The sequence below is a fragment of the Okeania sp. SIO3I5 genome (assembly GCF_010672085.1).
GTDB lineage: Bacteria > Cyanobacteriota > Cyanobacteriia > Cyanobacteriales > Microcoleaceae > Trichodesmium.
Window position 1 is genome coordinate 154011 of sequence record NZ_JAAHHT010000001.1, and the last position, 12580, is coordinate 166590.

Here is a 12580-nt window from a genome sequence, read left to right on the forward strand (position 1 = left end):
AAAACTCTATTGCTTCACAATATTGATGCCAAAGCATTTATGTCTCTATATAGATTATTGATTTGCTTTCCTTCTGCCAATTAAGGAAATAACAATAATTTTTGTAAGCATTCAGCTATTAGCAGTCAGCTCTCAGCAATAAAAATGAACCAATGTAGCTTGATAGACTATTAAAGTTAATTAATGGACTTTTACAGTAACTTTTAATTCTTTGGAGCCTCTCAATTGCTTTTTCCTATTTTCAAGGTAATAAAGCTAATAGCTAATAGCTGATAGCTGATAGCTAATAGCTGATAGCTGAATGCTTACGAATTTTTTTATTGGTAAAATACAAAAGTTACAATTAAATTAATGAGAAAAATGAAAATGACTCAAGAGGGAAAAAACCAACAAAAAAAAATTCAGCGAGTAGGTATTATTGGTGGAGGTCAGTTAGCATGGATGATGGCAAATGCTGCTGAAAAATTGGCAGTAGATTTAATCATTCAAACTCCTCATAAAAATGACCCGGCAGTATCTATAGCAAAGGATATTATTTTGGCAAAAATTGATGATCCTCAAGCAACTAATAAGTTAGCAAATAGTTGTGATGTGATTACCTTTGAGAATGAGTTTATTAATATAGATGAGTTGTCAAATATGGCTGAAAATAATGTAATTTTTCGTCCGAGTTTATCTGTGTTGAAGCCGTTATTAGATAAATATGAACAGTTATGTTATTTACGAGATTTAGGTTTACCTGTTCCTAACTTTTCGGAGTGGGGAAAAGAAATTGAGTCTTTATCTTTCCCTCTGGTATTAAAAGCTCGTCGTCATGGTTATGACGGGCAAGGAACTTTTATTATCAAGGATATTGAGAGTTTAAAATCTCAGGGAAATTCTGAACTTTTCATACAAGAATTTATTCCTTTTGACCGAGAAGTTGCTGTTATTGCCGCTCGTTCAGTAACTGGCGAAGTTAAGGTTTATCCTGTGGTAGAAACTCAACAAGAAAATCAAGTTTGTCGGCGGGTTTTTGTGCCTGATAAAAATTTGGAATTAGCAAAAGAAATTGAAGCGATCGCTCACACTCTCCTCAATAGTTTAGAAGTAGTAGGAGTATTTGGAATTGAAATGTTTATTACTAAAGATAAGAAAATTTTGATTAATGAAATTGCTCCAAGAACTCATAATTCTGGTCATTACACTTTAGATGCTTGTGAGACTTCCCAATTTGAACAACATTTACGGGCAGTTTGTGGTTTCCCTCTGGGTAGTACCACTCTCAAAGTGAGGGGAGCAGTAATGGTAAATTTATTGGGTTATGAATTTGGGGAAAATCCCTACTTGACAAAACGGGAAATGTTAGAAAAGATTCCTGATGCTTCCGTTTGGTGGTATGGCAAAACAGAATCTCGCCCAGGACGGAAGTTAGGTCATGTGACTGTGTTGCTAGATGAAGAAAATTTTGAAACTATGCGTCGGGAGAGTGAGGCGATCGCTAATCAAATTGAAAATATCTGGTATAGCGCTACGCGAAGCGTGAATAGGGAATAGGGAATAGGGAATAGGGAATATTAAGCTGTCAAAGGATTTCAGGATTGAGAAATGTCCTAATCTTTGCTTCGACTGCTATATGGCTAAAATGTTGAGTGTTGGAGTGGGGAGCAGGGGAGTAGGGGAGAAAGATTGTTATTAAGTTTTGTCATACCTCTTAATCCGTATCTCCGTGGCATAATCCGTGTGAGGGCCTCAACCCAACCTACATCTATATGCATAATTTAAGATGAAACAGTTCACTACTGGACTGATAACTTTTGACTTTTAAATTTTGAATTTTGACTTACCCAAAGGGGATGACAGAAAAAAAATAACGGCTATAATATTCACTAGGTTCTACTGCGACGTTGGTGACTGCCAATAATGTTTTTTTGACCTACAAATCAAAAAACATTGGGAATCTAGATGTTTAAGTGGCAGTAAACTGGGCTTGTACCCAGAAACTTTAAACTTGGGCCGAGATACCCACCTGGTATTATCCAGGTCAAAAGCTGAGGTAAGACGGCGTTGTGGTGAACTGTTTTTTTTGTTAAGTTTTCTTCCGTTAAGTTGGAGATTATAACGGGAAGCTCACAAACAAGGATAATTGTACCCAATTGAAGTCTGCTATATAGAAACCCTAAGTGTATCTCTGCAAAGCTGCGGGTTTTGGGCAAAGGAGTCAGGAGTCAGGAGTCAGAGAAATAGGATAGGGGAAAAAGGTAGAATCTAGGCCCCCATCTCCCGATCTCTAAATAGATCCGCTTAGGGGTTCTATAAAACTGATACAAAGCGTTACATAATGTGTCTATACAAACTCTATTGCCACGCAACGCAATGCTTAGGATATTATGTTTTTTAGTTAGACAAGGCTTTGTTGGATGAAATTGGGATATAGCTTTTGCACTTGCTCCCCTAACGGCATAACCAACCTTGTTGAAGTTAATTAAATTTCAACTTTGTAGCTATTTATTGGGCTTACCTTTTTGAATCATAGGGTTAAGCATATCACATTGTACGAATAACTCCACCACCTGATTATTACTCTTTTCGTCGTCACAACTTGCATCCATTTATTACTTTGAGCCTAAACATAGTAGTTTAGGTCTAGTTCCATCAAATTAAATATAGATTCTACAAATCCGTTCTATTAAACTTACCCAAACTTGCCCATAGGCTATCGCATGAACTTTGGCAGCTCAGTTCCTGTTCCATAGAATACCACCGACTGCAGTCTGCAACTTATCTTCTCCACAGGCTTCAAATCGCTTGGAAAACTAGCTACTTCTGCCCATAGTTTGCATAGTTGACAGTAGGGTGAAAGTCTCTGTCAGCTTCATTGAAACGCTTAATGTACTTCCTCATCATAAATTAGACATAATCTGAATAATATCACAAGAAATATTTAATTATGTATAATTATTGTTTTCAATTTTTGAACTTCTGTAGTTAGCTCTCTGTTTGTGGCCCTGCTAATCCAAACCAGCTAATAACCCACATTTTGTAGTACAAAATGTAGTACAAAATGTGGGTAGTCAGTAGTCAGTAGTCAGTAGGGAATGATGCCGACTAATTGTCTGGCTCTATTAAGTATAAATACTTAAGATTCTCCTGAGAATTTGACTTCTGAGAAAGCTCAATGAAGATGATTTGTACAGTATAAATACTTATCAAACTACCATTTTTTCCATACTACTTTATGTTGCAAATTGAAGTGCGGAACGTGGGTAATAAAAAAAGAAAAAGTTGGTCAGAAAAGAGTAACGGGGAACGTCTAAAGAACAGAACGCCAAAAATTCCCCTGTCTGTAACCCTGCTAATCCAAACAAGCTAATAAAAAAAGAAAAAGTTGGTCAGAAAAGAGTAACGGGCAACGTCTAAAAAAATAGAACGCCAAAAATTCCTCTATCTGTAACCCTGCTAATCCAAACAAGCTAATAAAAAAAGAAAAAGTTGGTCAGAAAAGAGTAACGGGGAACGTCTAAAGAACAGAACGCCAAAAATTCCTCTATCTGTGGCCCTGCTAATCCAAACAAGCTAATAAAAAAAGAAAAAGTTGGTCAGAAAAGAGTAACGGGCAACGTCTAAAAAAATAGAACGCCAAAAATTCCTCTATCTGTAACCCTGCTAATCCAAACAAGCTAATAAAAAAAGAAAAAGTTGGTCAGAAAAGAGTAACGGGCAACGTCTAAAAAAATAGAACGCCAAAAATTCCTCTATCTGTAACCCTGCTAATCCAAACAAGCTAATAAAAAAAGAAAAAGTTGGTCAGAAAAGAGCAACGGGCAACGTCTAAAAAAATAGAACGCCAAAAATTCCTCTATCTGTAACCCTGCTAATCCAAACAAGCTAATAAAAAAAGAAATGAAAAAAACAGAAAAAGTTGGTCAGAAAAGAGCAACGGGCAACGTCTAAAAAATAGAACGCCAAAAAAGACAATTAAGGCCAAAAGCCAGATAGTGAGGATTTAAAATGACATAACAATTTGTTATTTTCCACCATGACTGCAACCAACCTCCTCAAAATTTGACAAATTATTAAACCCATGTCTTATGAACAGCAATAGCGCAACCAGCAAGCAAATTACAGCGACCCAAGTATCCCTACCCAAAGGTGGCGGGGCAATTACTGGCATTGGCGAAACCTTTCAACCAGATGAGTTTACAGGTACTGCGGGGGTTTCTATTCCCATATCTACTACCCCCTGTCGTGGGTTTGAACCGCAACTGAGCGTCAGTTACAATTCTGGTAATGGGAACGGGATTTTTGGCTTGGGTTTCGCTCTGTCCATTCCCAAAATTTCCCGCAAAACCTCCAAAGGACTGCCCAAATACGACGGCACTGATACCTTTATCCTCTCTAACGCCGACGATTTAGTGCCGATAGGTTCGCGCACTGAAGGCAGTTACCACATCATTGCCTACCGCCCCCGGACGGAAGGATTATTTGCCAAAATTGAGCAATGGACTGACAACTCAACGGGAGAGTCTTATTGGCAAGTAACCAGTAAAGACAATATTACCAGTATTTTTGGCAAAACGCCTCAAGCAAGAATCAGCGACCCCGAAAACGCAGATCGCATCTTTGAGTGGCTTCTAGAAGAAAGCTTCGATGCGCGAGGAAATTACATTATTTATCGCTACAAAGAAGAAAATACCGAGGGAGTCCCCAAGGCAATTTACGAAGAGAATCGGACGCAAACGGCGAATAAATATATAGAAAAGATTCAGTATGGAAACGACCAACCTCTGAAAGAAGGAGATGACTTCAGCAGTGTTATCTGGCACTTTGAAGTAATCTTTGACTACGGCGAATATGACATCAACCCGACTAAGACTACACCCTATACTCCAGTTAAGGAGTGGGCGAACCGGCAAGACCCCTTTTCTACCTATCATGCAGGGTTTGAAATTCGCACTTATCGACTGTGCAGCAATGTTTTAATGTTCCACCGCTTTGCCGAATTGGGGAGCGAACCAATTCTAGTTCATGCCACGCGCTTCAATTATCAAGAAGACCCTAATATTACTTTTTTAACTTCTGTGGAAGCGATCGGATATCGCTATGAAAATGGTCAGTATCAAACCAAGAATTTACCACCTCTGGAGTTTAAATATACTAAATTCAAACCCGAAGGACATAAGTTTGAACTATTCCTAGAAGAGGATGATCGGTTTTTACCAGGTTTGATTTCCTCGGGATATCAAATCCTAGATTTATACGGGGAAGGTATTCCGGGAGTATTGTACAACGACGGCAGCACAACTCTGTACTGGGAAGCGGCAGCAAACGGAGAGGGAAGTAAAGCCGTAAAATATAACCCTTCCCAACAACCTCAATCTTTGCCACTTCCTTATGGGAAAACTAACAACCAACAGTTAATCGATCTAACGGGAAATGGTAAATTAGATTTAGTTCTGAGTACCCCAAATGTGTCGGGATATTACGAAGTCAAAAGCGATCGCTCTTGGCAGGGTTTTCAAACTTTTCCTGCTTTTACTAATGAATTTCTGGACCCAGACAGTAAATTAACGGATATTACGGGGGATGGGTTATTAGACTTGTTGCGGATGGAAGGCGATCGCGTCAAAGTTTATCCAGGAAAAGGGAAGGAAGGTTTTGGCTTGCCTTTGATACAGCACCCGGAAAATGATTTGCCTTTGGAGAAGAAAGGCGATCGCACGGAAGCTTTGCGGTTTGCGGATATCTTCGGTACGGGGAGGCAGCATTTAGTCAGAATCGGAAATGGTTTAGTAGAATGCTGGCCATCTTTGGGGTACGGCAAGTTTGGCAAAAAAGTGACTTTGGGTAATGCACCCAAGTTTGGGGCAGACTTCGATGTCTCCCGGTTGTTTTTGGCTGATATTGATGGTTCAGGGACGGCAGATATTTTGTATGTCAAGAGCGATCGCATCATGGTTTGGTTCAATCAAAGTGGTAATGCTTTCAGCAGACCCATAACTGTTTATTTACCGAGTCAATGGGATAACTTAGACCAAATTAGTTTTGCCGATGTATTGGGCAACGGCACGACTTGCATGGTCTTGAGCGAAAGCCATTCCCAACCCCGCCATTGGTGTTACGACTTTTGCCAAAGAACAAAACCCCACCTGTTGAACCAGACAGACAACAATCTCGGAGCTACAACTCGTATTACCTACGGCACTTCCACAAAATATTATCTAGAAGATAAGGAAAAAGGGCGGCCTTGGATTACCAACCTCCCCTTTCCCGTACAAGTAGTTGCCCAAACAGAAACGCAGGATTTAATCTCCAAGACGACCCTGGTAGCAAAATACAGCTACCATCACGGTTACTATGATGGAGAAGAAAGAGAATTTCGCGGCTTTGGTATGGTAGAACGGCAGGATGCGGAGACCCTGCCTGCTGATGATGACAAGCAACCCTGGCCAGTAGTGACCAAGACCTGGTATCACACTGGGGCGTGGTTGGAAGGCACGGAGCTTTCGCAACAATATAAAAAAGAGTATTTTGCTGGCGATCCAGAGGCTTACTCGTTCCCGGATAGCGTCTTTGATTATCAAGATTACCAGCAGAAACATCCTAATTACCAGCCAGATAGCGAAGCCTGGCGTTCGGCCTGTAGAGCATTAAAGGGGACAGTGCTGCGGTCAGAGGTGTATGCCCTAGAGAGGCAACAGAATTCCTATCAGCTTACGGAACCCTATACAATTACGGAGACGAATTATAGTGTCAGGTTGCTGCAACCGCAAGGGAAAAATAAATATGGGGTCTATTTTGTCCATGACCTAGAAACCCTCACCTATCATTACGAGCGCAACCCCCTAGACCCGCGCATCCAACATGAATTTGTGCTGGAGGTTACAGACTTTGGTAATGTCAAGAAAGCTTGTACGGTTGTTTACGGCAGACGCCAGAACCAAAGTATCCATATATATCCGGAACAAACAGCCCTGAAAGCCACGGTGCAGTTAGGGGAGTTTATCGAGCAGACAACTGCTTTTAGGCTGATAGGCATCCCCTACGAACAAAAATCCTGGGAAATTAATAATTTGAATTTGCAGGGAACGGGGTATTTTACCTTGGCAGAGATCCGTCAGCAGATTAATGAAGCTCTGACAAATAAGATCGCTTATGGGGAGGAATTTAGCGGCCAAGCTCCACAAGCTCGCCTGTTCTCTTGGGAACGGTCCTATTTCTGGAACGAAGCACTCCATAACGTACTGCCTCTGGGACAGATAACAGCACAAGCTTTGCTGCACCACCACCAGCAGGCTGTTTTTCCCAAGGGATGGGGGCTGGAAGTCCATAACAACCAGGTAGATATATCAAAAATTGTTAGGGATGAGGGAGGATATTTCCTAGAAGACGACTACTGGTGGAATAAAGGTCTGGTGCAGCATTACTCGGACAAATTCTATCTGCCCTGTAAGACAGAAAACGACTTTGCCAAAACAGCTAGCCAAGGGGATGGATTACGCGCTAAAACGATGGTAAGTTACGACAAGTACTATTTAGTGCCAGTGCAGACAGAACTGTATATCACAGACACTGAAAAGAATGTGATGAGAGCGGAGATAGATTACCACACCCTCACCCCTTGGCAATTAATAGATATCAATCAAACAATCCATCAGGTGCTGTTCGATCCCTTGGGAATGGTGATTGCCACTTCTATATTTAAAAAAGGGTCTGGTGGAAATCCTCGAACTGGAGATGGGGATTTGCGTAACTATAATGTGCAAAGCAATGGGAGTTTCCAGGATGTGCTAGCGCAGCCAAACAAGTACCTGCAAGAAGCTACGACGTTCTTTTATTACAATCTCTCTGCTTGGCGGCAGGAAAAACAACCTGCGAGTTATATCAGTTTAATGCGGGAAACCCATGTCAGCGATCTGCCAGTTGGAGAGTCAAGCAAGATTAGGGTTTCAGTCGGTTATTCCGATGGTTTTGGTAGAGTGGTAGAAGAAAAGCAGTTAGTTGAACCTGGAGAAGCCATCCTTTGGGAGAATAACGGTAATTTACAACGAGATGGGAACAAGCAAGCAGTACGGGGAGATGTCAACGATCGCTGGCTAGTTTCGGGACGAACCGTTTACAACAATAAGGGGAAGGTAGCTGAAAAGTATCTGCCTTATTTTTCCAACAGGGCGCTATATGAAAGCCAGGAGGAAATTGTTCAGGAAAAGCTAGTACCGCCACCTACTGTTTTTCAGTACGATCCCTTGTTGCGGGAAATCAGGATCGATACTCCCAAGGGGTTTTACTCAAAAGTGGAATTCACGCCTTGGGAAATCAAGCACTATGATGAGAATGACACGGTAAAAGACTCTAGTTACTACAAAAATTTTATAGCTAACTACCCTGCTGATCCCACAGAAGTGCAAAAGAATGAAAAGAATGCCTTGTCCAAGGCGGCAGCTTTCTACAATACTCCGTCCATGGCGGTGTTGGATAGCTTGGGACGGACTTTTCTAGAAATTCAAAATAATCTGGGTGCAGTGGCGCTAGATGCATTTCAGGCGATCGTAAGGGGTCATATTACTTCTGAAGAAGTTTGGGAAGTGCTGCTCCAAAAGGGATATATGACGAAGGATGATGCTGATACGGGGTGGATCGCAGATAAGTTTAAACCCTACAGCAAGGGATTTAAAGACGCCTTCATTAAGGAACTGGGCGATAAATACAAACAATTTGCCGAGGATATTCTCAATTTGTTGAAGCAGAATTGTTTGACGTCCTATCACAGGTATGATATTCAGGGACGGGAAATAGAGTCAATAGATCCGCGACTTTATTATGCTAATGTTACTGAGGGAAGGAATTACTACAACTTTAAATACGAATATGCTATGGCAGCATACGGCAAAACTCCTGTAGTAACAGATAGCGCTGATGCCGGACGCAATGTGAGCTTGGATAATATTTTTGGCAATTCTGTATGGAATCTCAGTCCTCGTAATTTCGACCAGACGATCGCCTACGATCGCTTGCAAAGAAAATTAAGAATCCGGGTAAAAGGTATCAAAAATAATGGTACTGTCGCTACAGATAATATCGTTGAAACCTTTGTCTATGGCGAAAACCAACCTCAAGCAGAAGCGTACAACTTGCGAGGCCAACTGTACAAACTTCAGGATCAGTCTGGGGTTATTGTCAACAGTCAATATAGCTTCCAAGGAGAGTTACTGGAAACGACGCGGCAGCTTACCCAAGATTACAAAGACTACATTGATTGGAATGGGAAGGTGCCCCTAGAAACACCAACCTATCAGACGAAGTTTTCTTTTAATGCTTTGGGGCAGTTGCTAACGGAAACAACACCGGATAGCTCTGTGACTAAGAATACTTACAATCAAGGGGGGTTGATCCAGGGTGTTGCTGTTGAATTCAAAGGCAATTCACAGTCGATTATCAACAACATTAAATATAATGCCAACCGACAAAGGACTGAGGTTGCCTATGGAAGTGGGGTGAGTACAACTTATACCTATGAAGATACTACCTTGCGCTTAAGCGGACTTAAGAGCAGGAGACCTGGCCAGGATCGCCAAGGCCATAATCGCCCTACTGTTATTCAAGACATTAGTTATATCTACGATCCAGTTGGGAATATCACTCGGATGTGCGATGGAAGTTATAAAACTGTTTTTTACAATAATCAAGCAGTAAAACCTCTTTCTGATTATACATACGATGCTTTATATCGTCTAATTCAGGCAAATGGTAGGCAACATCCTGGTATTAATGGCAACACCTATAAAAATAATGAAAAAGATGGTGACTTTAAGCAGAGTAAATTTATACCGTTTAGCGATAGTAATGCCCTGGAGAAATACAGAGAAAATTATACCTATGATGATGGGGGGAATTTAATTAAAACGACCCATGCAGCGACAAATTCTTGGACGCGCGCTCTGGAAATAATGCCAGATTCAAATCGGTTGCAAAGGATTAGCAGCACCCAAAATGGGTCGAGTGAATCCTCTAATGTGACTTACGATCGCTCTGGGAACCAGAAACAGCTCGGAATCAATAATGCTGTAGATTTGACTTGGAATTGCTGTGAAAATTTGGTCCAGGTAGGAGTAATAGAGCGTCCTAGTGAGTTGGACGATCGCGATTATTACAACTACGACAGCAATGAAATGAGAACCCGTAAGGTATCGGAACGGATGGCCAATGGTGGTGCAGTGAATCACAGGGAGACAAAAATCTATCTGGGAAATTATGAGGAGAAATGGTTGCATGATGTAACTGCCAGTGGTGAAACAGTTATCCTACAACGGCATACACTGAGAGTAATGGACCAGGGAACCTGCGTGGCGATTATCCATTACTGGGAGAAGGACGATCGACAAGGGGAAGTTGACAGACCTCAAACTAGGAGTCTGCGCTATCAACTAGACGATCGCTTGGGTTCGGTGTCTTTAGAAGTGGATGGTGATGCTAATATTATCAGCTATGAGGAGTATTTTCCTTATGGGGGCACGGCATTTATTGCAGGTAAGAGTCAGAAGGAGGTGAAGCTGAAGGAATATCGCTATAGCGGTAAGGAAAGGGATGATAGCACGGGGTTGTATTACTATGGGGCGCGGTATTATGCCCCTTGGTTGGGACGCTGGTTGAGTTGCGATCCTGCGGGGACTGTTGATGGGTTGAATTTGTATGCCTTTGTAGGGGGGAATCCGATCAGTTATTTAGATTTTAAAGGCTATGCTAAAAACAAACCCACAAAGGCAAAAGATAAATCACAAAAAGAACTGACATCGCCAACTGCGGTAATAGACGAACATCACGCAATCCATTTGACAGTTCCTCTGAGACAGAGAATGCTTAAGTTAGACTTTAGCCTACAGCGACACCACTACAAATACATTGCTGATAGTCATAGTGAAGAAATGAATAGTGTTATTCATACAGATATAAATAAAGAAACATTAGAAAAAGAAGCAATTGAAATTGGGGGAATGTTACAAAAAAAATCTGAAGAAAGTCGCTACGAAAGCTACCACTATCTTAAAAATAAGCTAAGCTATCTTGATGATAATCCGTTTGCCCTTTTGTACGAACCAGAACATGGCTGGAAAGATGAGCAGCAGCGCGTGGAGTCGCAGAACTCTATAACCGGAAATATCCCCTCTTTATCAGGCGACTATAAGGTGTCAAGTGGTAGAATCTATCGAGTAGATAATCTTAATCCACAGGTACAGGATCCTAATCACTTTTACGTAATAGGGGGAACAGATGTGGCGGGAAATCTGTCAAGAGAGGAGTGGCTAACGATCCAAGCATATAGACGAGTTCAGTCAGCAAGCCGAAAAGATTATCAAGGCGCAATGAATACCACAAGCCATGCCTACAACCAGTTGAGAGGCGATATCCAACGATTGAACCAATCGAAAAGCTTTATAGACTTAGTACAACAAGTATCAAAACACTCAAGAGCATTCGTCAAGGATCTTTTTGATCTGAAAGCAACTCAATGATTAAGTGCGATCTCCTGTCTTGTAGTAAGATCCCATATCTTGTAGGGTGCGTTACACTGTCGTTAACGCACTGCAATCCAACCGAAATACCCAATTTAAACAAAAAAACAGGAGTCAACGTCAGACTTAACCACAATTAAAAACAATGAAATTCTCAAACGATTCTTCGCTCGCCCTCCCGAATTAGACCTCAACACCTTCAATTCCATCAAGATGCTGTGAGGGCATTGAATTGGGAGGATTTAGAGCAAGAGCAAATAAGCGATCGCCTCAAAACCCACCCAAAACCAATGGGTATGGGTGTAGATTTCCCAAGAAGCGAAAGATCGCCTCTGACATCCTGTTCTCCCAAAAGTCAACTAGCACGGGAAAAAACAACTCGTCAAAAAAAAATCAGATTTTGCCTTGACAAATTGAAGAAACAAGTGTTTAATAGTAAAAAGTTGGCTTACGGAAAATGTGAGGGATGGAAAGCGATCGCCAGTAGTGGGCGAATCAATCTATATCTCTCGTAGAAATTAATTACTAACTATAATACAGCGCTTTTCATAGGAGTGAACCATATCGTTATACCCGAAACCCTGTCAGGGCAAATGCGAGAAAGCTCCTACTGTGGTTTCCCGAACTGAAAAATGCTCTCATGTCAGATTTGACTGCCATTAAAAATAATGAAATTCTCAAACCATTCTTTGAACGCAACCCTAAGCTCGACCTCCAAACCTGCTACTTTTTCGATAGAATGTAGTGATGGCATTAAATTGGGAAAGTTGAAAGCTAGAGGAAATAAGCGATCGCCTCAAAACCCACCCAAAACCAATGGGTATGGGTGTGGGTTCCCAAGAAGCGATCAATCGCCTCTGACATTCAGTTATCCGAAAAGTCAACTAGCATGGGAAAAAACAACTCGTCAAAAAAAAATCAGATTTTGCCTTGACAAATTGAAGAAACAAGTGTTTAATAGTAAAAAGTTGGCTTACGGAAAATGTGAGGGATGGAAAGCGATCGCCAGTAGTGGGCGAATCAATCTATATCTCTCGTAGAAATTAATTACTAACTATAATACAGCGCTTTTCATAGGAGTGAACCATATC

At 41.2% G+C, this 12580-nt stretch carries 4 protein-coding genes and 1 other RNA gene; all 5 read left to right on the forward strand.

Annotation, left to right across the window (positions count from 1 at the left end; all coding sequences use genetic code 11):
• Positions 1-360: 360 nt before the first annotated feature.
• The 5 genes from F6K40_RS00550 (at position 361) to F6K40_RS00570 (ending at position 12529) form a co-directional block, all read left to right on the forward strand.
• Positions 361-1536 carry a 5-(carboxyamino)imidazole ribonucleotide synthase gene (locus F6K40_RS00550; RefSeq protein WP_293129986.1) on the forward strand — a complete coding sequence of 392 codons (1176 nt, stop codon included), beginning with the start codon at positions 361-363 and terminating at the stop codon, positions 1534-1536.
• Positions 1537-1872: 336 nt separating this feature from the next.
• A non-coding RNA gene (gene ssrS, locus F6K40_RS00555) (6S RNA) lies at positions 1873-2059 on the forward strand.
• A gap of 2011 nt (positions 2060-4070) precedes the next feature.
• Positions 4071-11489, forward strand: coding sequence for a SpvB/TcaC N-terminal domain-containing protein (locus F6K40_RS00560; RefSeq protein ID WP_293129855.1), 7419 nt, complete (start codon positions 4071-4073; stop codon positions 11487-11489).
• 218 nt (positions 11490-11707) lie between these two features.
• The gene (locus tag F6K40_RS00565; protein WP_293129858.1) at positions 11708-12004 is read left to right on the forward strand and encodes a hypothetical protein; all 297 of its coding nucleotides are present in this window, start codon (positions 11708-11710) and stop codon (positions 12002-12004) included.
• Positions 12005-12157: 153 nt separating this feature from the next.
• Positions 12158-12529 carry a hypothetical protein gene (locus F6K40_RS00570; protein ID WP_293129861.1) on the forward strand — a complete coding sequence of 124 codons (372 nt, stop codon included), beginning with the start codon at positions 12158-12160 and terminating at the stop codon, positions 12527-12529.
• Positions 12530-12580 lie beyond the last annotated feature (51 nt).